The organism is Pseudomonas sp. MWU12-2345 (assembly GCF_023242385.1).
In the GTDB taxonomy this organism is placed as follows: Bacteria; Pseudomonadota; Gammaproteobacteria; order Pseudomonadales; family Pseudomonadaceae; genus Aquipseudomonas; species Aquipseudomonas gingeri_D.
The window spans coordinates 35,148-56,659 of sequence record NZ_JALLJA010000006.1; the positions used below are offsets into that span (position 1 = coordinate 35,148).

At 62.3% G+C, this 21,512-nt stretch carries 22 protein-coding genes; all 22 read left to right on the top strand.

Going from position 1 to position 21,512, the window contains the following annotated elements; genetic code table 11:
- Positions 1-5 precede the first annotated feature (5 nt).
- The 22 genes from M5C71_RS13990 (at position 6) to fliM (ending at position 21,476) form a co-directional block, all read left to right on the top strand.
- Positions 6-1,298 carry a 6-hydroxymethylpterin diphosphokinase MptE-like protein gene (locus M5C71_RS13990; protein ID WP_248768079.1) on the top strand — a complete coding sequence of 431 codons (1,293 nt, stop codon included), beginning with the start codon at positions 6-8 and terminating at the stop codon, positions 1,296-1,298.
- Positions 1,295-1,564, top strand: a complete 270-nt coding sequence (locus M5C71_RS13995) for a hypothetical protein (RefSeq protein WP_152738491.1) — start codon at positions 1,295-1,297, stop codon at positions 1,562-1,564. Before M5C71_RS13990 ends, M5C71_RS13995 begins: the two co-directional genes overlap by 4 nt.
- Positions 1,565-1,756: 192 nt before the next feature.
- On the top strand, positions 1,757-2,608 hold the full coding sequence (locus M5C71_RS14000; protein WP_103495968.1) for a flagellin domain-containing protein: 852 nt from the start codon (positions 1,757-1,759) through the stop codon (positions 2,606-2,608).
- Between the two features lie 73 nt (positions 2,609-2,681).
- Positions 2,682-3,053 (top strand): flagellar protein FlaG, encoded by a 372-nt coding sequence (locus M5C71_RS14005; RefSeq protein WP_103495996.1) that lies wholly within the window; start codon positions 2,682-2,684, stop codon positions 3,051-3,053.
- 82 nt (positions 3,054-3,135) lie between these two features.
- The gene (gene fliD / locus M5C71_RS14010; protein WP_103495967.1) at positions 3,136-4,572 is read left to right on the top strand and encodes a flagellar filament capping protein FliD; all 1,437 of its coding nucleotides are present in this window, start codon (positions 3,136-3,138) and stop codon (positions 4,570-4,572) included.
- A 131-nt stretch (positions 4,573-4,703) separates the two neighbouring features.
- Positions 4,704-5,099, top strand: coding sequence for a flagellar export chaperone FliS (gene fliS / locus M5C71_RS14015; protein WP_103495966.1), 396 nt, complete (start codon positions 4,704-4,706; stop codon positions 5,097-5,099).
- Between the two features lie 10 nt (positions 5,100-5,109).
- The gene (locus tag M5C71_RS14020; protein WP_103495965.1) at positions 5,110-5,406 is read left to right on the top strand and encodes a flagellar protein FliT; all 297 of its coding nucleotides are present in this window, start codon (positions 5,110-5,112) and stop codon (positions 5,404-5,406) included.
- Between the two features lie 171 nt (positions 5,407-5,577).
- Positions 5,578-7,053 (top strand): sigma-54 dependent transcriptional regulator, encoded by a 1,476-nt coding sequence (locus M5C71_RS14025; protein WP_103495964.1) that lies wholly within the window; start codon positions 5,578-5,580, stop codon positions 7,051-7,053.
- A 128-nt stretch (positions 7,054-7,181) separates the two neighbouring features.
- On the top strand, positions 7,182-8,384 hold the full coding sequence (locus M5C71_RS14030; RefSeq protein ID WP_248768151.1) for an ATP-binding protein: 1,203 nt from the start codon (positions 7,182-7,184) through the stop codon (positions 8,382-8,384).
- Entirely contained in the window at positions 8,381-9,793 is a 1,413-nt protein-coding gene (gene fleR, locus M5C71_RS14035) for a sigma-54-dependent response regulator transcription factor FleR (protein ID WP_103495962.1), read from the top strand. The genes M5C71_RS14030 and fleR overlap by 4 nt, the downstream gene beginning before the upstream one ends.
- A 132-nt stretch (positions 9,794-9,925) precedes the next feature.
- Positions 9,926-10,255 (top strand): flagellar hook-basal body complex protein FliE, encoded by a 330-nt coding sequence (gene fliE / locus M5C71_RS14040; protein ID WP_103495961.1) that lies wholly within the window; start codon positions 9,926-9,928, stop codon positions 10,253-10,255.
- A gap of 21 nt (positions 10,256-10,276) precedes the next feature.
- Positions 10,277-12,064: a flagellar basal-body MS-ring/collar protein FliF gene (gene fliF, locus M5C71_RS14045; RefSeq protein WP_103495960.1), complete on the top strand. Its 1,788-nt coding sequence runs from the start codon at positions 10,277-10,279 to the stop codon at positions 12,062-12,064.
- On the top strand, positions 12,057-13,076 hold the full coding sequence (gene fliG / locus M5C71_RS14050; protein ID WP_100939016.1) for a flagellar motor switch protein FliG: 1,020 nt from the start codon (positions 12,057-12,059) through the stop codon (positions 13,074-13,076). Before fliF ends, fliG begins: the two co-directional genes overlap by 8 nt.
- A 10-nt stretch (positions 13,077-13,086) precedes the next feature.
- On the top strand, positions 13,087-13,869 hold the full coding sequence (gene fliH, locus M5C71_RS14055) for a flagellar assembly protein FliH (protein WP_103495959.1): 783 nt from the start codon (positions 13,087-13,089) through the stop codon (positions 13,867-13,869).
- Positions 13,859-15,217, top strand: a complete 1,359-nt coding sequence (gene fliI / locus M5C71_RS14060) for a flagellar protein export ATPase FliI (protein WP_103495958.1) — start codon at positions 13,859-13,861, stop codon at positions 15,215-15,217. Before fliH ends, fliI begins: the two co-directional genes overlap by 11 nt.
- Before the next feature lie 6 nt (positions 15,218-15,223).
- A complete protein-coding gene (gene fliJ / locus M5C71_RS14065) occupies positions 15,224-15,673 on the top strand; it encodes a flagellar export protein FliJ (RefSeq protein ID WP_248768080.1) in 450 nt (149 codons plus the stop codon).
- An 88-nt stretch (positions 15,674-15,761) separates the two neighbouring features.
- Positions 15,762-16,067, top strand: coding sequence for an STAS domain-containing protein (locus M5C71_RS14070; RefSeq protein ID WP_040069840.1), 306 nt, complete (start codon positions 15,762-15,764; stop codon positions 16,065-16,067).
- Between the two features lie 6 nt (positions 16,068-16,073).
- Positions 16,074-17,780: a SpoIIE family protein phosphatase gene (locus tag M5C71_RS14075; protein WP_103495956.1), complete on the top strand. Its 1,707-nt coding sequence runs from the start codon at positions 16,074-16,076 to the stop codon at positions 17,778-17,780.
- A gap of 41 nt (positions 17,781-17,821) precedes the next feature.
- The gene (locus M5C71_RS14080) at positions 17,822-18,166 is read left to right on the top strand and encodes an Hpt domain-containing protein (RefSeq protein ID WP_152738612.1); all 345 of its coding nucleotides are present in this window, start codon (positions 17,822-17,824) and stop codon (positions 18,164-18,166) included.
- Between the two features lie 104 nt (positions 18,167-18,270).
- Positions 18,271-19,746 (top strand): flagellar hook-length control protein FliK, encoded by a 1,476-nt coding sequence (locus M5C71_RS14085; RefSeq protein WP_103495954.1) that lies wholly within the window; start codon positions 18,271-18,273, stop codon positions 19,744-19,746.
- A 245-nt stretch (positions 19,747-19,991) separates the two neighbouring features.
- Positions 19,992-20,498 (top strand): flagellar basal body-associated protein FliL, encoded by a 507-nt coding sequence (gene fliL / locus M5C71_RS14090; protein WP_103495953.1) that lies wholly within the window; start codon positions 19,992-19,994, stop codon positions 20,496-20,498.
- A 9-nt stretch (positions 20,499-20,507) separates the two neighbouring features.
- Positions 20,508-21,476: a flagellar motor switch protein FliM gene (gene fliM / locus M5C71_RS14095; RefSeq protein ID WP_103495952.1), complete on the top strand. Its 969-nt coding sequence runs from the start codon at positions 20,508-20,510 to the stop codon at positions 21,474-21,476.
- The last annotated feature ends 36 nt before the right edge of the window (positions 21,477-21,512 follow it).

Genomic DNA, 21,512 nt, shown 5'->3' on the forward strand with positions numbered 1-21,512 from the left:
GCGGCATGAGCGAAAGTTTCGAGCAGAATCTGCAGGTCATCGGCGACCGTTGGCCGGGTTTGCTGGCGCGGCTATTGGCCGAGGACAGCGAGTCGTTGCCGGTCGAACTGCTGGAAGGGCTGGGCTCGACCCTGAGCGTGGGTGGCATCCAGCTCACCAGTCGGCATGATCGCGTCGCCGAGGCCCGCCTGCAGGCCGCCAGTCTGCCGCCGGACAGCGACTTGCTGCACCTCTACGGCACCGGCTTGGGCGATCTGCAACAGATCCTGCTGGAGCGCCCGAGCCTGAAACGCCTGTGTGTCCATGTCCTCAATGGCGCGTTGTTCAAGTTGGTGCTGGGGCTGTTGGATCAGCAATCCTGGCTGACCGATCCTCGGGTCGATCTGAGCTACGCCGCCGACCATCCCGAGATTCTCTTGCCGTTTTTTGCCCTGCCGGCCGAACTGGTGCTGGCCGATGATTGCAATGCGCGGATGCGTGATCGTCTGGTCGGCGAGGTACACCTGACCTTCAATAATCGCGAGTTCGATCCGCAGTCCGCGGTTATCGTCCAGCGTCTGCTGGACACCCGCGAGGTGTTTGGTGCGGACCGCGATGTCACCGAGCTGTTTGCGACGCGTCCGGGCCAGCATATCTATGTGATCGGCACCGGGCCGACGCTGGAGCAGCAGTTCGCCAAGTTGCGCGCGATCAGCGAGCAGCCGGACCGGCCGTTGTTCATCAGTGTCGACACTGCCTACCGGCCTTTGCGTGAGCAGGGGATCCGGCCGGATATGGTGGTCAGCATCGACCAGCGCATCGGTTTCCGACATTTGCCCGTCGAAGCGTCCGACGGTATTCCCCTGGTCTATATGCCGATGAGCGATCCCCAGGTGCTGCACGCCTGGAAAGGCCCGCGTTACGGCGGCTATTCCATCAGTCCGATCTATGCCTCGGTACGTGAGCGGTACCGGCGCGGCCTGTTGTTCGTCGGCGGCAGCGTGCTGCACCCGGCGGTCGACCTGGCGGTGAAGATGGGCGCGGCGCGCATCACCCTGTTCGGCGCCGACTTCGCCTTCCCGATGAACAAGACCCATGCGGGCTGGAAGGATGGCGATCTCGGCCCGGGTGTCGACCTGGCGCAGCACTGGGTACTGGACGGCCAGGGGCAACGGGTCAGGACGCAGTTGAACTTCCGTCGTTACCTGGTGGAGTTGGAGCGCTATATCGCCCGTCACCCGCAGGTGGCATTCCTCAACAGCAGCAGGGCTGGGGCGCAGATCGTCGGTACCGGGTTCGACCAGGAGTTTGTCCAATGAGCCGGCTGGCGCAGTGTGTCGAGGATGCCCGCGAGTGCGCCGGGCTGTTTCGTCTGGGTCGTGATGTGGAGGCGGCCTTGAACATGGTCGAGGTGTTCGATGCCGCGCAGTTGGCGTTGGCGAGCGCGCCTGGGGAGGTTCGGCAGCAGTGGGCGCAACTGCTGACCCGAATGCTGGTTTGCCAGGAATCCCAGGACTGGTTGGGGCTGGCCGACTGGATGGAGTACGAACTGGTGGGGCTGCTGGAATCGGCGGCAATTCCCTGACGTCATTTTTCCTCTTGGAGCAGGGCGCCAAGCCCTTGTTTTCAAAGGGGTGGCAGGGTGATGGCAAAATTTTTGAAAAAAGCCCTCAAGCAACTTGCAATCCCGACGATAACTATTACGAAGGTTCTCTAGGCCATACCCGGCGCTTGCCAGGGCCGGAAGCCGCAGTACCCAACCAACGAGGATTTCGTCATGTCTCTGAGTGTAAACACTAACGTCACTTCCCTGTCTGTTCAGAAGAACCTGAATAACGCGGCGAACGCTCTCTCCACCGCCATGCAGCGCCTGTCTTCCGGCCTGAAAATCAACAGCGCCGCGGACGATGCTGCCGGCCTGCAGATCTCTACTCGTATGAGCAGCCAGATCCGTGGTCAGACCGTTGCGATCAAGAACGCCAACGACGGTATCTCCCTGGCACAGACCGCCGACGGCGCGATGGCAACCGACACCGACATTCTGCAGCGTATGCGTGAACTGGCTGTTCAAGCCCGTAACGGTACCAACAGCACCGCTGACCAGACCGCAACCAACTCCGAATTCGCCCAGATGTCGGACGAATTGACTCGTATCTCCGCGAGCACCCAGATCAACGGCAAGTTCCTGCTGAACGGTTCTGCTGGCGTCGTGACCCTGCAAGTGGGTTCCAACACCGGTTCGGCCAACCAGATCAGCCTGACCCTGAGCTCCAAGTTCGACGCCGTCAGCCTGTCCGTGGATAGCGGTACTCTGGTTCTGACCGGTGCCACCAGCGCCGCAGCCGCCTCCAACATCGACAACGCGATCACCGCGATCGACGCTGCAATCGCCGCCATCGGTGCTACCCGTGCCAACCTCGGTGCTTCGCAGAACCGTCTGACCAGCACCATCTCCGTCCTGCAGAACGTGACTCAGAACGTGACCGCTGCACAGGGTCGCGTACAAGACACCGACTTCGCCGCTGAAACCGCAGAACTGACCAAGCAGCAAACCCTGCAACAGGCTTCTACCTCGGTTCTGGCTCAGGCCAACCAACTGCCTTCCGCTGTACTGAAGTTGCTTCAGTAATTTCGGAATAAGTTTTGGCGGGGGGGTGTGCTGGTCACGCTCTCTCGCTTTTTCACGTTGAGAGGTGATGGAAATGGACATGAGTGTAAAGCTTAGTCTGTCTTACCCCGCTGTTACGCCGGCCAGTTCCACTCCTGTTGCCGACAAGCCGGTACCGGCTACGGCGGCGCCTCAGGCGGATCCGGTAACACCCGTTTCAGCCACCAGCAAGGATTCGGGCTCTTCCGACAGGCTCAAGCAGGCTGTGCAGGATATCGAGAAGTTCGTTCAATCAATCAAGCGCAACCTGGAATTTTCCATCGACGAGCACTCCGGGCAAGTCGTGGTCAAGGTGATCGCCAGCGACAGCGGCGAGGTGGTTCGACAGATCCCATCCGAGGAAGCGTTGAAACTGGCTGACAGTCTGAGTTCAGCGAGTAATGTGCTGTTTGATGCGAAAGCCTGACAGCTGGCATGAATCGTGTGTGCAGTTGCCTTTGGCGCTGGTAAGGGTCAAAAGACTGGCTGCAAATTGAAGGGAGATAAACATGGCAAGTCCAATTGTACCAACTACGGGCCTGGGTTCCGGCCTGAATATCGGCTCGATCGTGACCGCGTTGGTCAATGCTGATTCAAGTGCCGCAACGCAGCAGATCAGCTCGTCGCAAACAACCAACACGCTGAAGCTTTCCGGCGTGGGTTCGCTGAAGAGTGCGTTGACGACCTTCCAGACCGCACTGGCCGCCCTCAACAGCTCGACTACTCCGCAGTTCGCCGGCTTCTCGGCAACCTCCGGATCACCGTCCGTATTGACGGCCACCACTGACAATACCGCGGTAGCCGGTAACTACAGTATTACGGTGAATAACCTCGCCACGAGTTCGAAGGTTTCCAGTGCTTCTTTTTCCGGCGGTGCAACCAGTGCCATTCCGAGTGGTACCCTGACCATCAGTCAGAATGGCACTAATTACAATGTCACCATCCCGGCCAATGCAACGCTGCAGAGCACCCGTGACGCGATCAACTCCACGCTGGCGGGCAACGGTATTTCCGCCAACATCGTGACCGACAGTAGCGGTGCGGCGCGTCTTGTGTTCGGCTCCAACACCACTGGCGCGGGTTCCGACTTGTCGGTCAGTGGTATTGCCGGCCTGACAATCGACGGTACCCAGGCAATGGCCAATCCCCCGACAGCTTCAAGCTCGGGCGCGGTCAATGGTCTGGCCAAGGATGCAAGTATCACCATTGATGGCCTGACGGTTACCAGCAAGACCAATACCGTCACCGGTGCCGTCAGTGGTCTGACACTGAACCTGCTCTCGGGGACTGGAGGTGCGGGTTCTACTTCGGTGGTCACCGTGGGCACCAACACCAGCGGTCTGCAGACCTCGATCCAGACGTTCGTGAGCGCCTACAACAGCTTGATGACGACCATCGGTACTCTCAGTACCCCGACGACCGACTCCAGTGGTAATAGCAAGCCAGCGGCGTTTACCGGTGACTCCATGCCTCGGGCACTGATTGCCAGTATCCGTGGCGTGCTCACCACGCCCGGGCCGGGTAATAAGTTGGCGGTGCTCTCGCAACTGGGGGTGGGGACCGATCCGCAGACGGGGCAATTGAATTTCAACTCCACCACGTTCAACCGGGCGATGACCACCGATGGTTTGAGTGGCCAGGTGCAGACGCTGTTTACCGGTACCACCGCCAACGCGGGGGCGGACGGTGTGTTGGCGCGGATGACCGCGGCGATCGCCCCCTACGTCCAGACCGGCGGTTTGCTCGATCAGCGCAGCACCAGCTTGAACACCCAGGCCAGCGCCCTGGCGAGTCAGCAAGCGGCACTGGATCTGCATGTCACCAACCTGACTGCGACCCTGACGGCCAAGTACAACGCCATGGACGCGTTGGTCGGGCAGTTGAAGGCACAGGGGGACAGCATCACGTCGTTCTTCGCTTCGTTGACCGCGCAGAAGTCGGGCTAACCTCCGATAGCTCGCCAAAAAGCCCGGCCGCGTTTAGCGCGTGCCGGGTTTTTGCCTTCTGGGTCTAAAGTTTTGTGACTCAAAGGCGATACACTTCTTATACGAACCCTTGAGTGTTAATGAGGTAGAACATGAATCCGATGCTAGCCCTTCGGCAATACCAGAAGGTAGGAGCCCAGGCTCAGACCTCCGAGGCCAGTCCTCACCGCCTGGTGCAGATGTTGATGGAAGGTGGCCTGGATCGTATCGCCCAGGCCAAAGGTGCCATCGAGCGTAAGGACATCCCCGCCAAGGGAGTCGCCATCGGCAAGGCCATCGATATTGTCGGTGGTTTGCGCGAGGGCCTGGATCTGGAAAAGTCAGCCGATTCGCTGACCGATCTGGACAATCTTTACGCCTATATGATGACGCGCCTGCTGCAAGCCAATGTAAACTCGGACATCGGGATGCTCGACGAAGTCGCCGGCCTGCTGACAACGGTCAAGGAAGGTTGGGACGCTATCGCACCACCGGGTCCGCAGTTCTAAGGAGCGCATCATGAGTCTCGTACTGCAGCGTATCGAAGAAACCCGCGAGGCCCTGGTAAGGGCTTTGGCCGAGCGTGACTGGGAGGCCATCACCCAGCTGGACCTGGCCTGCCGCGCTTGCATGGAAGATGTGCTGGTCGAGACGGGGTTGGACGAGGATGCGCTGCGCGTCAAGCTTGAGAAGTTGTTGCACGTCTATCGTCAGTTGCTGGAAGCTGCGATGACCGAACGTCAGTCAATAGTCGATGAGATGTCGAAGATCCAGCAAGCAAGGAGCGCCGCAAAGGTTTACCATCTGTTCGGTTAATGTTGGGTTAATCGAACCGTATTGCGCCATAAATTTGACTATGTACGCTTTTTTGACTTAACTAGTGCTGTTTCCAGATTTCAGTCGTCCTTGGAGGCCCTGTCCGGCCTCGGATGTCTAGCTTGCCCCACCCATACCGGGCATCGAGTTGACTAGGGAAGTTGCTATTGCATGTGGCGTGAAACCAAAATTCTGCTGATCGATGACGATAGCGTTCGCCGCCGCGACCTGGCGGTGATCTTAAATTTTCTCGGCGAAGAAAATATTTCCTGCACCAGCGATGACTGGCAGCAGATGGTCGGCCCCTTGTCGTCCAGTCGTGAGGTATTGTGCGTCCTGATCGGGACGGTCAATGCCGTGAGCGGACTGACAGGCTTGCTTAGGACACTGTCAACCTGGGATGAGTTCCTTCCGGTGTTGCTTCTCGGCGAAATTTCTTCTGCCGACCTGCCCGAAGACCAGCGTCGCCGGGTCCTGTCCAGCCTGGAAATGCCACCCAGCTACAGCAAGTTGCTCGACTCCCTGCACCGCGCCCAGGTCTATCGCGAGATGTATGACCAGGCCCGTGAGCGCGGCCGGCAGCGCGAGCCCAACCTGTTCCGCAGCCTGGTCGGCACCAGTCGTGCCATCCAGCATGTGCGCCAGATGATGCAGCAAGTGGCCGACACCGACGCCAGCGTGCTGATCCTTGGCGAGTCCGGCACCGGCAAGGAAGTGGTGGCGCGCAACCTGCACTATCACTCCAAGCGCCGCGACGCGCCTTTCGTGCCGGTCAACTGCGGGGCGATCCCGGCCGAGTTGCTGGAAAGCGAACTGTTCGGTCACGAGAAGGGCGCCTTTACCGGGGCCATCACCACCCGTGCCGGGCGTTTCGAGCTGGCCAACGGCGGTACCCTGTTCCTCGACGAGATCGGTGACATGCCGCTGCCGATGCAGGTCAAGCTGTTGCGCGTGCTGCAGGAGCGGACCTTCGAGCGCGTGGGCAGCAACAAGACCCAGAGCATCGATGTGCGCATCATCGCGGCCACCCACAAGAACCTCGAAAGCATGATCGAGGTCGGCAGCTTTCGCGAAGATCTCTACTACCGCCTGAACGTGTTCCCCATCGAGATGGCGCCGCTGCGTGAGCGGGTCGAAGACATTCCGTTGCTGATGAACGAATTGATCTCGCGCATGGAACACGAAAAGCGCGGTTCCATTCGCTTCAATTCGGCGGCGATCATGTCGCTGTGCCGTCACGCCTGGCCGGGCAACGTCCGCGAGCTGGCCAACCTGGTGGAGCGCATGGCGATCATGCATCCGTATGGGGTGATCGGCGTCGCCGAGCTGCCGAAGAAATTCCGCTACGTCGATGACGAAGACGAGCAACTGGTGGACAGCCTGCGCAGCGACCTCGAAGAGCGGGTCGCGATCAACGGCCATACCCCGGACTTCACCACCTCGGCGATGCTGCCGCCCGAAGGCCTGGATCTCAAGGACTACCTCGGTGGCCTCGAGCAGGGCCTGATCCAGCAAGCGCTGGACGACGCCAATGGCATCGTGGCGCGCGCCGCCGAGCGCCTGCGTATCCGTCGCACCACCCTGGTGGAGAAGATGCGCAAGTACGGGATGAGCCGTCGCGAGGGTGATGAACAGGCGGATGATTGACGCCTGTTTTTCAAGCTGCTGAAAAATGGCTGGTTTTTTTTCGGCACGGGTATTGCTAAGCCTCTTGTAACGTTCCGTTTAAATGACGGTCAGCCAAGCGAGAGAGCACCATGCCCCAAGCCGCCCCGATGTCACCTGTCCCTGAAGCCTCGGGATCTTCGTCGTCCGTCGAGCAGGCCGGTCGGTTGGGTCTGGAGCAGGCTTTCTCGCTGTTCAATCAGATGTCGACGCAACTCAACGATTCCTACAGCCTGCTTGAGGCCCGGGTCACCGAGCTCAAGGGCGAGCTGGCCGTGGTCAGCGCCCAGCGCATGGCCGAACTGGCGGAAAAAGAGCGCTTGGCCAATCGTTTGCAGAACCTGCTCGACCTGTTGCCGGGCGGGGTCATCGTCATCGATTCCCTGGGGATCGTCAGCGAAGCCAATCCGGCGGCCCGGGAGTTGCTCGGCCTGCCTCTGGTCGGCGAGCTCTGGCGTCAGGTGATCGCTCGTTGCTTTGCTCCACGTGAAGACGACGGTCATGAGATCTCCCTCAAGGACGGCCGGCGTCTGTCGATCTCCACCCGCTCGCTGGATGCCGAGCCGGGACAGTTGGTGCTGCTCAATGACCTGACTGAAACCCGTCGCCTGCAGGATCAACTGGCCCGGCACGAGCGCCTGTCCTCGCTCGGGCGCATGGTTGCGTCCCTCGCGCACCAGATCCGTACGCCGCTCTCGGCGGCCTTGCTCTATGCCAGCCATCTCGCCGAGCAGGCCTTGCCGGTCGAGACCCAGCAACGCTTTGCCGGGCGCTTGAAGGAGCGCCTGCATGAGTTGGAGCACCAGGTCCGCGATATGCTGGTGTTCGCCCGTGGCGAGCTGCCGCTGACCGATCGGCTGACGCCCAATGGCTTGATGCAGGCGCTGCAGGCAGCGGCGCAGACCCATGTCCAGGGCGCCTCGGTGCGCTGGCAGTGCGACAGTCATGTCGGTGAGTTGCTGTGCAATCGCGACACCCTGGTGGGCGCGCTGCTGAACCTGATCGAAAACGCCCAGCAGGCCGCCACGGGCGTACAGGTGCGCCTGAAGGTGCACCTGTACGCCCGTGGCGCGACCTTGCGCCTGTGCGTCAGTGACAATGGCTCGGGTATCGACCCGACCGTGCTGCTGCGCCTGGGCGAACCCTTCTTTACCACCAAGACCACCGGCACCGGCCTCGGCCTGGCGGTGGTCAAGGCCGTTGCCCGGGCGCATCAGGGCGACATGCAATTACAATCGCGGCTGGGGCGTGGCACCTGTGCGATGGTCTGCCTGCCGCTGATTCCTGGCGCCATGGAGGAGGCTCAACAATGAGACCGCTGCTCAAGGTCCTGCTGGTCGAGGACGATCATGCCTTGCGTGAGGCGCTGGCCGATACCTTGCTGCTGGCCGGGCATCGGTTCCACGCGGTCGGTTCGGCCGAGGAAGCACTCGAGGCGGTGGCCGCGGAGTCGTTCGGCCTGGTGATCAGTGACGTCAATATGCCGGGCATGGACGGACATCAGTTGCTCGGCCTGCTGCGCGCGCGCCAGCCGCAATTGCCGGTATTGCTGATGACCGCCCACGGGGCGGTGGAGCGGGCGGTGGATGCGATGCGCCAGGGCGCGGCCGATTATCTGGTCAAACCATTCGAGCCCAAGGCCCTGCTCGATCTGGTGGCTCGGCATGCCCTGGGGCAGCCGGGCGCGTCAGACAGCGAGGGGCCGATCGCCTCGGAGCCGGCCAGTGCGCAGTTGCTCGAGCTGGCGGCGCGGGTAGCGCGCAGCGATTCGACGGTGCTGATTTCTGGCGAGTCCGGCACCGGCAAGGAGGTGCTGGCGCGGTATATCCACCAGCAATCACCCCGTGCCAGCCAGCCGTTTATCGCCATCAACTGCGCGGCGATTCCCGACAATATGCTTGAGGCCACCCTGTTCGGCCACGAAAAAGGCTCGTTCACGGGGGCCATCGCGGCCCAGGCCGGCAAGTTCGAGCAGGCCGATGGCGGGACCATCCTGCTCGATGAGATTTCCGAAATGCCCCTGGGTCTCCAGGCCAAGCTGCTGCGTGTGCTCCAGGAGCGCGAGGTCGAGCGGGTCGGTGCACGCAAACCGATCACCCTGGATATCCGCGTGGTGGCCACCACCAACCGCGACCTGGCGGGAGAAGTGGCGGCGGGACGCTTCCGTGAGGACCTTTACTATCGCCTGTCGGTTTTTCCGCTGGCCTGGCGTCCGTTGCGCGAGCGTACCGCCGATATTCTGCCGTTGGCCGAACGTCTACTTGCCAAGCACAGCGCCAAAATGAAACATGCCTCTGTTCGACTGTCGCCCCAGGCGCAGGCTTGTCTGATCGGCTATCCGTGGCCGGGCAATGTGCGCGAACTGGACAATGCGATCCAGCGGGCGCTGATCCTGCAGCAGGGTGGGCTGATCCAGGCCGAGGATTTCTGCCTGGCCGGCCCGGTCGGCGCGGCGCCGCTGCCAGGGCTTGTGCTGACCAACCGGTCGTCTGTCGGCGAACCGGTGCTGGTCGAGGCGGTAGCGGGGGAGCAGGCAGGTGGCCTGGGCGACGACCTGCGTCGACGTGAGTTCCAGATGATCATCGACACCCTGCGCGCCGAGCGCGGGCGGCGCAAGGAGGCTGCCGAGCGACTGGGTATCAGCCCGCGTACGCTGCGCTACAAACTGGCGCAGATGCGCGATGCCGGAATGGATGTCGAGGCCTATCTGTTTGCCAGCTAGGCCGATTCGGGCTTGTGTGTCGTGTATCGGATTTTGTTCGAGAACGACAAGGAGCTGGCACCCTTGTTGCTAACCCTTCACTAACAGCTGCACAAGTGTCAAAAAATTGCAGGCCGCCGGAGAGAGACGTTCATGAGCCAGGGTGTTGAATTTAATCGATTGATGCTGGACATGCGCTCCATGCAAATGGATGCCATGGCTCAACCCAAATCGGCTGTGGCCGCGCCGGAAGTCAGTGGCAGCAGCTTTTCCGATTTGCTCGGCAATGCCATCAACAAGGTCAACGACGTGCAGCAAGCCTCTGGCCAGCTGTCCACGGCGTTCGAAATCGGCAAGAGCGGTGTCGACCTGACGGACGTCATGATCGCCTCGCAGAAAGCCAGTGTCTCGTTCCAGGCCTTGACCCAGGTGCGCAACAAGCTGGTCCAGGCGTATCAAGACATCATGCAGATGCCGGTCTAAGGGTTAGGGACGTAAATAGTCATGGCAGAAGTTCTCGCCGATAACGTACCGGCCAAGTCCGGCCCCGCAGACGGTAAACCGCCGCTGTTCGGGTTGTCCTTTCTGGAAAATCTTTCCGAAATGACCATGCTCCGTCAGGTTGGCCTGATGGTCGGCCTGGCGGCGAGCGTGGCGATCGGCTTTGCCGTGGTGTTGTGGTCCCAACAGCCTGACTACCGGCCGCTGTATGGCAGCCTGGCCGGTATGGATGCCAAGCAGGTCATGGAAACCCTGGCGGCGGCGGATATTCCCTACACCGTCGAGCCGAACTCCGGCGCGCTGCTGGTCAAGGCCGATGACGTGTCCCGCGCCCGCCTCAAGCTGGCCGCCGCCGGCGTGACGCCGAGCGACGGCAACATCGGTTTCGAAATTCTCGACAAGGACCAGGGCCTGGGCACCAGCCAGTTCATGGAGGCGACCCGTTATCGGCGCGGCCTGGAAGGCGAACTGGCGCGGACCATTTCCAGCCTGAACAATATCAAGGCTGCCCGTGTGCACCTGGCGATCCCGAAAAGCTCGGTGTTCGTTCGCGATGAGCGCAAGCCCAGCGCTTCGGTATTGGTCGAGATGTATTCCGGTCGTACCCTGGAGCCCGGGCAGGTGCTCGCCATTATCAACCTGGTGGCCACCAGTGTTCCGGAACTCAGCAAGTCGCAGGTCACCGTCGTCGACCAGAAAGGCAACCTGCTCTCCGACCAGGCGCAAAACTCTGAATTGAGCATGGCCGGCAAGCAGTTCGATTACAGCCGGCGCATGGAAAGCATGCTCACCCAGCGGGTGCACAATATCCTGCAACCGGTGCTGGGCAACGATCGCTACAAGGCCGAAGTCTCCGCCGACGTGGACTTCAGCGCGGTCGAGTCGACCTCCGAACAATTCAACCCTGACCAGCCGGCGCTGCGCAGCGAACAGTCGACCACCGAACAGCGCACCGCCAGCAGCGGCCCACAAGGCGTGCCGGGGGCCCTGAGCAACCAACCGCCAGGCCCGGCCACCGCGCCGCAGACCACCGGCGGCGCAGCGGCTTCTTCCGGCGCCATCGCCGCTGGCCAGCCGCTGCTCGATGCCAACGGCCAGCAGATCATGGACCCGGCCACCGGCCAACCGATGCTGGCGCCGTATCCGGCGGACAAGCGTCAACAATCGACCAAGAACTTCGAACTGGATCGCTCCATCAGCCACACCAAGCAACAGCAAGGTCGCGTGACCCGTCTGTCGGTGGCGGTGGTGGTTGACGACCAGGTCAAGATCAACCCGACCAATGGCGAGACCACCCGTTCGCCGTGGAGCGCCGACGAACTGGCGCGCTTCACCCGCCTGGTCCAGGATGCCGTCGGTTTCGAGGCCAGCCGCGGCGACAGCGTCAGCGTGATCAACGTGCCGTTCTCCGCCGAGCGCGGGGAAGTGATCGCCGATATTCCGTTCTACTCGCAACCCTGGTTCTGGGATGTGGTCAAGCAGGTACTGGGCGTATTGTTCATCCTGGTACTGGTATTCGGTGTGCTGCGTCCGGTACTCAACAACATCACCAATGGCGGCAAGGGCAAGCAGTTGGCCGGTTTTGGCGGCGACGTCGAACTCGGTGGCATGGGCGGCCTGGATGGCGAACTGGCCAACGACCGCGTCAGCCTGGGCGGTCCGCAGAGCATCCTGCTGCCGAGCCCGAGTGAAGGTTATGACGCACAGCTGAACGCCATCAAGAGTCTGGTAGCCGAAGATCCGGGCCGTGTGGCACAGGTCGTCAAAGAGTGGATTAACGCCGATGAGTAATAACGCCGCCGTCAACCAGAAGCTGACCCGGGTCGACAAAGCCGCGATCCTGCTGCTGTCGCTGGGCTCCACGGATGCTGCACAAGTGTTGCGCCACATGGGCCCCAAGGAAGTCCAGCGGGTCGGCGTGGCGATGGCGCAGATGCGCAACGTGCACCGCGAGCAGGTCGAGCAGGTCATGAGTGAGTTCGTCGAGATCGTCGGCGACCAGACCAGCCTGGGCGTCGGCTCCGACGACTACGTGCGCAAGATGCTGACCCAGGCCTTGGGTGAAGACAAGGCCAACGGCCTGATCGACCGGATCCTGCTGGGCGGCAACACCAGCGGCCTGGACAGCCTCAAGTGGATGGAACCGCGGGCGGTGGCGGACGTGATCCGTTACGAGCACCCGCAGATCCAGGCGATCGTCGTGGCGTACCTCGACCCCGATCAGGCCGGCGAAGTGCTGAACAACTTCGACCACAAGGTGCGCCTGGACATCATCCTGCGGGTCTCGTCGCTGAACACGGTGCAGCCGGCGGCCCTCAAGGAGCTCAACCAGATTCTCGAGAAACAGTTCTCCGGCAACTCCAACGCGGCCCGGACCACCCTGGGCGGTATCAAGCGTGCCGCGGACATCATGAACTTCCTCGACAGCTCGATCGAAGGCCAGTTGATGGACTCGATCCGCGAAGTCGACGAGGACCTGTCGACCCAGATCGAAGACCTCATGTTCGTCTTCAACAACCTCTCCGACGTCGACGACCGCGGTATCCAGGCGCTGCTGCGCGAAGTGTCTTCGGACGTGCTGGTGCTGGCGCTCAAGGGCTCCGACGAAGGCGTCAAGGAAAAGATCTTCAAGAACATGTCCAAGCGTGCGGCGGAACTGCTGCGCGACGACCTCGAAGCCAAGGGTCCGGTTCGCGTCAGCGACGTGGAGACCGCGCAGAAGGAAATCCTTACCATCGCCCGCCGTATGGCCGAAGCCGGAGAGATCGTGCTCGGTGGCAAGGGCGGCGAAGAGATGATCTAAGGATCAAGCCATGACTGATCCAACCGATCTGATCCGCGCCCGGGACGTGGGCGGTTTCGACCTCTGGTCGCTGCCCAGTTTCGACCCGCATGTCGAGGAGCCGGAACCCGAGCCGGTGGAAGAGCCGCCGGCCGAGATGGAAGAAGTGCCGCTGGAGGAGGTCCAGCCGCTGACCCTTGAGGAACTCGAAAGCATTCGCCAGGAAGCCTACAACGAAGGCTTTGCCGTGGGCGAACGCGAAGGTTTCCACAGCACCCAGCTCAAGGTCCGCCAGGAAGCCGAAGTCGCCCTCAGTGCCAAGCTCAAGTCCCTGGAAGCGCTGATGGGCAATCTGTTCGCGCCCATCGCCGAGCAGGACCGGCAGATCGAGCAGGGCCTGGTGGGTCTGGTCGAGCATATGGTCCGCGAGGTCATCCAGCGTGAGCTGAAGACCGATTCCAGCCAGATCGAGCATGTCCTGCGCGAAGCCCTCAAGCTGTTGCCGCTGGGTGCCGAGAATGTCCGCTTGCACATCAATCCCCAGGACTTCGACCAGGTCAAGGCCTTGCGCGAGCGCCACGAAGCCACCTGGCGCATCGTCGAGGACGAGGCCCTGCTGGCCGGCGGCTGCCGGGTCGAAACCGAGCACAGTCGGATCGATGCGACCATTGAAACCCGTATCAGCAAGGCCATCGCACAGTTGTTCGATCAGCTCCACGAGCAATCCCTGCACCCGGCGGTGCCGGACATGGCCCTGGAGCTGGAGGAAGCGCTGACGACGGCTCCCGAAGCGGACCTGTCCGATGCGTCTTGAACGCACCAGCTTCGCCAAGCGCTTGAGCGGTTACGCTGAAGCCATCGACCTGCCTGGGCAGCCGATTCTCGAAGGACGCCTGTTGCGCATGGTCGGCCTGACTCTCGAAGCCGAGGGCTTGCGTGCTGCCATGGGCGCGCGCTGCATGGTCATCAACGACGACAGTTATCACCCGGTGCAGGTCGAGGCCGAGGTGATGGGGTTTTCCGGTGGCAAGGTCTTCCTGATGCCGGTGGGCAGCGTGGCCGGCATTGCGCCGGGTGCCAGGGTAGTGCCGCTGGCCGACACCGGGCGCCTGCCCATGGGCATGAGCATGCTCGGGCGGGTGCTGGACGGCGCCGGCCGTGCCCTCGACGGCAAGGGCGGGATGAAGGCCGAGGACTGGGTGCCGATGGACGGTCCGACCATCAACCCGCTCAACCGCGACCCCATCAGCCAGCCGCTGGACGTGGGCATTCGCTGCATCAATGGTTTGTTGACCGTGGGCCGCGGCCAGCGCCTCGGACTCTTCGCCGGTACCGGCGTGGGCAAGAGCGTGCTGCTGGGCATGATGACCCGCTTCACCGAGGCCGACATCATCGTCGTCGGCCTGATCGGCGAACGGGGTCGCGAGGTGAAGGAATTCATCGAGCACATCCTCGGCGAGGAAGGCCTCAAACGCTCGGTGGTGGTGGCTTCGCCGGCGGATGACGCGCCGCTGATGCGTTTGCGCGCGGCCATGTACTGCACGCGGATTGCCGAGTATTTCCGCGACAAGGGCAAGAATGTCCTGTTGCTCATGGATTCCCTGACCCGTTTCGCCCAGGCCCAGCGGGAAATCGCCCTGGCCATCGGCGAACCACCGGCGACCAAGGGCTATCCGCCGTCAGTGTTCGCCAAGCTGCCCAAGCTGGTGGAGCGGGCCGGTAACGCCGAGGCCGGCGGTGGCTCGATCACCGCGTTCTACACCGTGCTGTCCGAAGGCGATGACCAGCAGGACCCGATTGCCGACTCGGCGCGGGGCGTGCTCGACGGCCATATCGTCCTGTCCCGGCGCCTGGCCGAGGAAGGCCATTACCCGGCGATCGATATCGAAGCGTCCATCAGCCGGGTCATGCCGGCGGTGGTCAGCCCTGAACACATGAGCCGCGCCCAGCACTTCAAGCAGCTCTGGTCGCGTTACCAGCAGAGTCGCGACTTGATCAGCGTCGGTGCCTATGTCGCCGGCGGCGATCGCGAGACCGACACGGCGATTGCCCTGCAGCCGGCGATGGTCCAGTACCTGCGCCAGGGTCTGAACGCCAATATCAGCCTGGGCGAAAGCGAAGCGCACCTGGCGTCGGTGTTCGCTCCCGTGGCCGGCGGTTAATCGATCATGGCACTGAGCCGTGCCGCGCGCCTGGCCCCGGTGGTCGATATGGCCGAAAGTACCGAGCGTACCGCGGTCCAGCGTCTCGGCTATTTCCAGGGGCAGGTGCGGGTGGCGCAAAGCAAGCTGGAGGATCTCGAGCGTTTTCGTCTCGAATACCAGGAGCAGTGGATCCAGCGTGGCAGCCTTGGGGTCTCCGGTCAGTGGCTGCTGGGCTACCAGCAGTTCCTCACCCAGTTGGATACCGCGGTCGGCCAGCAGCGCCAGAGCCTGGCCTGGCACCAGAACAATCTCGACAAGGCGCGCGAGGCCTGGCAGCAGGCCTACGCCCGGGTCGAAGGCTTGCGCAAGCTGGTGCAACGTTATGTCGACGAGGCGCGCCATCTGGAAGACAAGCGTGAACAGAAGTTGCTGGATGAGCTGTCCCAGCGTTTGCCCCGGCAGAGTCCGTATTGATCTGCAGGATTTTTGACGCTCACGGTTGCCCTACCCTCGGTGGGGTGCTAAACCTTGTACACGTCGCCACTGACAAGGAAGCAGGATCATGGCTGTAGTCGCAGAAGTATCGCCCGATGGCGCAAAATTGACGATCTCGATCAAGGGGCGTTTCGATTTTGGCCGGCATCAGGAATTTCGTGAGTCTTACGAGGGACTTGCCAAGAAACCGTCGTCCATTGTGGTCGATCTGAAAGAGGCGACCTATCTGGACAGCTCCGCGCTGGGCATGTTGCTCTTGTTGCGCGATCACGCCGGTGGTGATCATTCCGATGTACGGGTGATCAACAGCAACTCGGACGTGCGCAAGATCCTCGCCATCTCCAATTTCGACAAACTCTTCGATATCGGCTGACCTTGCATGCAGTCGGGAGCGGAGTCGCTGACGGTACTGATCGCCGAGGATGGTGCGGCCGATCGTTTATTGCTCTCGAGCATCGTCAGGCGTCAGGGCCACGGAGTGCTGACCGCCAGCAATGGCGCCGAGGCGGTGGCCCTGTTCGAGGCGCAGCGGCCGCAATTGGTGCTGATGGACGCGATGATGCCGGTGATGGACGGTTTCGAAGCGGCGCGGCGGATCAAGTTGCTGGCCGGCGAGTCGCTGGTGCCGATCATCTTCCTCACCTCCATGACCGAAGTCGATGGGCTGGTGCGTTGCCTGGAAGCTGGCGGCGACGACTTTCTGGAAAAACCCTACAACCAGGTGATCCTCGGGGCCAAGATCAAGGCCATGGACCGTCTCCGGCGCCTTCAGGACACCGTTCTGCAACAGCGCGACCTGATTGCCCGGCACCATGACTACCTGCTCAACGAACAGCGGGTGGCCAAGGCGGTGTTCGACAAGGTGGCTCACGCCGGCTGTCTGAACGCGCCAAATATCCGCTATATGCAATCGCCTTATGCGCTGTTCAACGGTGACCTGTTGCTGGCGGCCTATACCCCGGCCGGTGACATGCATGTGCTGCTCGGCGACTTCACCGGCCATGGCCTGCCGGCGGCGGTCGGGGCGATGCCGCTGGCGGAAGTCTTCTACGGCATGACCGCCAAGGGCTATGGCCTGGCGGAAACCCTGCGGGAGATGAATGCCAAGCTCAAGCGCATCCTGCCGGTGGATATGTTCTGCTGCGCGACCTTTCTCTGCCTGAGCTCACAGCGCCAGGTGGTGGAGGTGTGGAATGGCGGCATGCCGGACGGCTACCTGCATCGGGTCGCCACGGGAGAGCGCCAGCCGCTGGTGGCGCGGAACCTGCCGTTGGGGGTGCTGGGGGCCGAGTCGTTCGACCACCGCACCGACGTCTACCCCATGGCCCAGGGCGATCGGGTATTTCTGCTCTCCGACGGGGTGATCGATACCTGCAACAGCGACGAGCAGTTGTTCGGCGTCGAGCGCCTGCAGGAAGTCTTCGCCGCCAATCGGGAGCCGGATCGCCTGTTCGAGGATATCCAGGACGCCTTGCATCGCTTTCGCGGCGAGGCCCGCGATGATGTGAGCATGGTCCAGGTCAGTTTGCCGGCACCGACGCAGCAGTTGCCGAACGCCATGATCTACTCCGACAGCGGCGAGTCCTGCCCGCTGGACTGGTCGGTGAGCTTCGAATTTCGCGCGGCCACCCTCAAACGCTTCAATCCGTTGCCGTACATGCTGCAACTGCTGATGGAGGTGCATGGCCTGCGCACCCAGAGCGGGGCGCTCTACAGCGTTCTCGCCGAGCTCTACTCCAACGCCCTGGAACATGGTGTCCTCGGCCTGGATTCGAGCCTCAAGCGCGATGTGCAGGGATTTGCGCAATACTATGAGCAACGCAATCGGCGACTGCTCGAACTGGAGGAGGGCTTCGTCCGTGTACGCCTGCAGGTGATCCCGCAGGGCGAGGGCGGTCGGTTGAGCATACAGGTCGATGACAGCGGTAAGGGTTTTGACGTGACCCGTGTGATGGAGCGTCCCGTGGGGGCCGAACGGCTGTCGGGGCGTGGTGTGGGGCTGGTGCGCCAGCTCGGCCGCAATGCCTGCTGGTCGGACGGCGGGCGCAGCGCCCACGTGGAGTTTTCGTGGGAGGCTCAGGCATAATTCGCGTGTGTGGAGCAGGGAGCGATCAAGTGAACAACGATATGGAACATCTGGACCGCGATGCACTCAGTGCATTGCAGGACATCATGGAGGATGAGTATCCGCTGTTGCTGGATACCTTTCTCGAAGATTCGAGCAAACGCCTGGGGCAATTGCACCAGGCGAGCAATGCTGTGGATCTCGGCGCGGCGGCCCACAGTTTCAAGGGCAGCAGCAGCAACATGGGCGCGTTGCGCCTGGCCGAACTTTGCCGGCAGCTGGAGCAGTTGGCCGCGCAATCTCCGCGGGTCGGTGTCGAAGAGCTGATCAACCAGATCGACCGTGAATATGAAGTGGTGCGGCGTTTTTACGAAAGCGAGCGCGAGCGCTTTCCGGTCCGGCCCTAGCCCCGTTAAGGGGAGCATCCGAGTCGGTCGGGCAAAGATGGCCCGAACCTTGCTGTTGCTTCCTGCACTGTACTTACGATCCTTGTGCAGCGGAGACCGTATCCATGTCACTCGTCCCTAATTCGCTCCTCCAGGCCAACGCTGCCGTCAAGCCGCAGGCGGACCCTGTTATTCCTGCGCCGAGCGTTGTCGCACCGCCCAAGGACAATGCTTTCAGCTTTGCGCAGGTCTACCAGAACACCCAGAGCAATCCGGTGAAGGTCGCCTTCAATCCGCTCAAGTCGATGGCGGAGAAGGCCCCCGTGGCGCCGGCCAAGCCGGACGCACCGGCCAGCAAGGCCGACAACCCGAATGCCTCCGCGCAGTCATCGGTTGCCGGTAGCGGCAAATCCTTGCCTGCCGACAAAACGACCAAGGTGGATGGCAAGACAGCGTCCGCCGATGACAAGGGCGCCTCTGACAAGACCGCGGCCGACGGCACGACGGCCTCGACCGATACGGCCAAGTCCGACGACAAGACCGCTTCCAGCGACGGTACCGACACCACGGCGACCGATACCCCGGTCGCCGTAGCGACGCCGGACCCGGCCGTTGATCCGGCTCTGCTCCAGGCGGCCGCTACCGCGGCGACCCCGGCTCCTGCGGCTCCCGTCGATCCGGCTGTGGTCCAGGCGCCGTTGGCGGCAGCGGTCACCGCCGCGGCGACCCCGGCTGCCAAGGCAACGCCGACCACGGGGGGGGATTTCGATCCGGCCGCCGACCCGCTGGACAACCTGCCGGCAGTGCGTCTGGCCATGGAGCAGGGGGGGCACGTCTCCAGCGGTAGCCAGGCCTCGACAAAATCCTCCGACAGCGCCAACACCAATGCCACCGACTCGACGCTGGCACAGAACCAGGCCAATAACGTCGTCACCCTGGTGGATCAGAAAACCGATTCGGGCAGCGGCGACCAGGGTGGCGACAAATCCTTCAAGACCCTGATCGATGACGGTCTCAAGGATATCAAGAGCGCCTCCAGCGATACCCGGGTCGACGACTTCGCCAATCGCCTGGCGGCGCTGACCCAGGCGGCCACGCCCAAGACCGCGAATGCACTGCCGGCCAACCAGCCGTTGGCGATGCACCAGAGCGGTTGGAGCGAAGAAGTGGTCAATCGGGTCATGTACCTCTCCAGCGCCAACCTCAAGTCGGCGGAGATCCAGTTGCAGCCCGCCGAGCTGGGGCGCCTGGATATCAAGGTGAACATGTCCGCCGACCAGCCGACGCAGATCAGCTTCATCAGCGCCCACGCCGGGGTGCGCGATGCCCTTGAAGGCAACATGCCGCGCCTGCGGGACATGCTGCAACAGCAAGGTCTGGGTCAGGCCGACGTCACGGTTTCCGACCAGGCCCGTGGCTGGGCCGGCCAGGGCCAGGGCGCGCAGCAGCAACAGCAGCAGGCGCACAGAGGTAGCGGCAGTGGCGGTAGCCTCAGTGGCGACAGCGAGGATGACCTGTCGGTTGCCGCAGTCAGCGAAGCGGCCGCTGCCGCCAGCACCAGTGTGGTGGTCGGCTCCAGCGCGGTCGACTATTACGCCTGATCCCGGGGCTTTCGGTGTGCATCCATTTTTCGGCTGCACACGGTACTGTAGGCGCATGGCTTGCCAGCGAAGCTTTTGGCGGTCTCAAGGGGCTCATCGCGGCGCTGCGGCGTCCCGACAAGCCCTGCTCCTACAGGTTCCGCTGTATTTCGAAGACAGTACTTCCCTCATGCCCGATCTGGCATAACACTTGCTCCAGCCTTGCCGTGCGACTATGAAAAATCGAATAGTGACGGATTATTGGCATGGCGAAGAGCGAAGCAGCGGTAAAAGAACCCGGCAGTAAAAGCAAACTCAAGCTGATCATCGTCATTGTGCTGGGTGTGCTGCTGGCCATCGGCCTGTCGGTGGGTGCGACCTGGTATTTCATGCACAGTGCCCAGAGCAAACCGGCACCGGCAGTGGCCGAAGCCGCCCCCAGCGGCAAGCAGCCGGCGATCTACGAGCCCATGGCCCCGGCCTTTGTCACCAACTTCAAGGACGCCAGCGGCCGCCAGCGCTACATGCAGGTGAGCATCACCTTGCTGGCGCGTAACCAGGCCGACCTGGATGCCCTCAAGGTGCACATGCCGGTGATCCGCAACAACCTGGTGATGCTGTTCTCCGGTCAGACCTACGAAACCCTCGCGACCCCGGTCGGCCAGGAACTGCTGCGCCAGAAAGCCACTGCCAGCGTGCAGGAAGTGGCGCAGAAGGAAGTCGGCAAAGTGGTGGTCGAACAGCTGCTCTTCACTAACTACGTATTGCAGTAGGATCACGACATGGCCGTGCAGGATCTGCTGTCCCAGGATGAGATCGACGCCCTCTTGCATGGCGTCGATGACGGTCTGGTACAGACCGAAACCGCTGCCGAGCCCGGCAGTGTCAAAAGTTACGACCTGACCAGCCAGGATCGCATCGTCCGCGGACGCATGCCGACCCTGGAAATGATCAACGAACGTTTCGCCCGCTACACCCGCATCAGCATGTTCAACATGCTGCGCCGTTCCGCCGACGTGGCGGTCGGCGGCGTCCAGGTGATGAAGTTCGGCGAATACGTGCACTCGCTCTATGTCCCCACCAGCCTCAACCTGGTGAAGATCAAGCCGTTGCGCGGCACCGCCCTGTTCATCCTCGACGCCAAGCTGGTGTTCAAGCTGGTGGACAACTTTTTCGGTGGCGACGGTCGCCACGCCAAGATCGAAGGCCGTGAATTCACCCCCACTGAACTGCGGGTGGTACGCATGGTGCTGGAGCAGGCATTCATCGACCTCAAGGAAGCCTGGCAGGCGATCATGGAAGTCAATTTCGAGTACATCAACTCGGAAGTGAACCCGGCCATGGCCAACATCGTCGGTCCCAGCGAAGCGGTGGTGGTCTCGACCTTCCATATCGAGCTCGACGGTGGCGGCGGCGACCTGCACGTGACCATGCCGTACTCGATGATCGAGCCGGTGCGGGAAATGCTCGACGCCGGTTTCCAATCGGACCTGGACGACCAGGACGAGCGCTGGGTCAAGGCCCTGCGCGAAGACGTGCTCGATGTGGCCGTGCCGCTCAGCGCTACGGTCGCCCGTCGCCAGTTGCGCCTGCGGGACATCCTGCACATGCAGCCGGGTGATGTGATTCCGGTGGAACTGCCGGAAGAGATGGTGATGCGCGCCAATGGCGTGCCGTCGTTCAAGGTCAAGCTCGGTTCCCACAAGGGCAACCTGGCACTGCAAGTGATTGAGGCGATCGGGCGCCGCTAGGGCGTCGATCAGGAATGCGCTGTGTTAACTGAATTT

What these genes read in the sequence shown, in the direction of transcription:
- M5C71_RS13990 (WP_248768079.1), top strand. Translation starts at nt 6, where the DNA reads ATGAGCGAAAGTTTCGAGCAGAATCTGCAGGTCATCGGCGACCGTTGG.
- M5C71_RS13995 (WP_152738491.1), top strand. Translation starts at nt 1,295, where the DNA reads ATGAGCCGGCTGGCGCAGTGTGTCGAGGATGCCCGCGAGTGCGCCGGG.
- M5C71_RS14000 (WP_103495968.1), top strand. Translation starts at nt 1,757, where the DNA reads ATGTCTCTGAGTGTAAACACTAACGTCACTTCCCTGTCTGTTCAGAAG.
- M5C71_RS14005 (WP_103495996.1), top strand. Translation starts at nt 2,682, where the DNA reads ATGGACATGAGTGTAAAGCTTAGTCTGTCTTACCCCGCTGTTACGCCG.
- fliD (WP_103495967.1), top strand. Translation starts at nt 3,136, where the DNA reads ATGGCAAGTCCAATTGTACCAACTACGGGCCTGGGTTCCGGCCTGAAT.
- fliS (WP_103495966.1), top strand. Translation starts at nt 4,704, where the DNA reads ATGAATCCGATGCTAGCCCTTCGGCAATACCAGAAGGTAGGAGCCCAG.
- M5C71_RS14020 (WP_103495965.1), top strand. Translation starts at nt 5,110, where the DNA reads ATGAGTCTCGTACTGCAGCGTATCGAAGAAACCCGCGAGGCCCTGGTA.
- M5C71_RS14025 (WP_103495964.1), top strand. Translation starts at nt 5,578, where the DNA reads ATGTGGCGTGAAACCAAAATTCTGCTGATCGATGACGATAGCGTTCGC.
- M5C71_RS14030 (WP_248768151.1), top strand. Translation starts at nt 7,182, where the DNA reads ATGTCACCTGTCCCTGAAGCCTCGGGATCTTCGTCGTCCGTCGAGCAG.
- fleR (WP_103495962.1), top strand. Translation starts at nt 8,381, where the DNA reads ATGAGACCGCTGCTCAAGGTCCTGCTGGTCGAGGACGATCATGCCTTG.
- fliE (WP_103495961.1), top strand. Translation starts at nt 9,926, where the DNA reads ATGAGCCAGGGTGTTGAATTTAATCGATTGATGCTGGACATGCGCTCC.
- fliF (WP_103495960.1), top strand. Translation starts at nt 10,277, where the DNA reads ATGGCAGAAGTTCTCGCCGATAACGTACCGGCCAAGTCCGGCCCCGCA.
- fliG (WP_100939016.1), top strand. Translation starts at nt 12,057, where the DNA reads ATGAGTAATAACGCCGCCGTCAACCAGAAGCTGACCCGGGTCGACAAA.
- fliH (WP_103495959.1), top strand. Translation starts at nt 13,087, where the DNA reads ATGACTGATCCAACCGATCTGATCCGCGCCCGGGACGTGGGCGGTTTC.
- fliI (WP_103495958.1), top strand. Translation starts at nt 13,859, where the DNA reads ATGCGTCTTGAACGCACCAGCTTCGCCAAGCGCTTGAGCGGTTACGCT.
- fliJ (WP_248768080.1), top strand. Translation starts at nt 15,224, where the DNA reads ATGGCACTGAGCCGTGCCGCGCGCCTGGCCCCGGTGGTCGATATGGCC.
- M5C71_RS14070 (WP_040069840.1), top strand. Translation starts at nt 15,762, where the DNA reads ATGGCTGTAGTCGCAGAAGTATCGCCCGATGGCGCAAAATTGACGATC.
- M5C71_RS14075 (WP_103495956.1), top strand. Translation starts at nt 16,074, where the DNA reads ATGCAGTCGGGAGCGGAGTCGCTGACGGTACTGATCGCCGAGGATGGT.
- M5C71_RS14080 (WP_152738612.1), top strand. Translation starts at nt 17,822, where the DNA reads ATGGAACATCTGGACCGCGATGCACTCAGTGCATTGCAGGACATCATG.
- M5C71_RS14085 (WP_103495954.1), top strand. Translation starts at nt 18,271, where the DNA reads ATGTCACTCGTCCCTAATTCGCTCCTCCAGGCCAACGCTGCCGTCAAG.
- fliL (WP_103495953.1), top strand. Translation starts at nt 19,992, where the DNA reads ATGGCGAAGAGCGAAGCAGCGGTAAAAGAACCCGGCAGTAAAAGCAAA.
- fliM (WP_103495952.1), top strand. Translation starts at nt 20,508, where the DNA reads ATGGCCGTGCAGGATCTGCTGTCCCAGGATGAGATCGACGCCCTCTTG.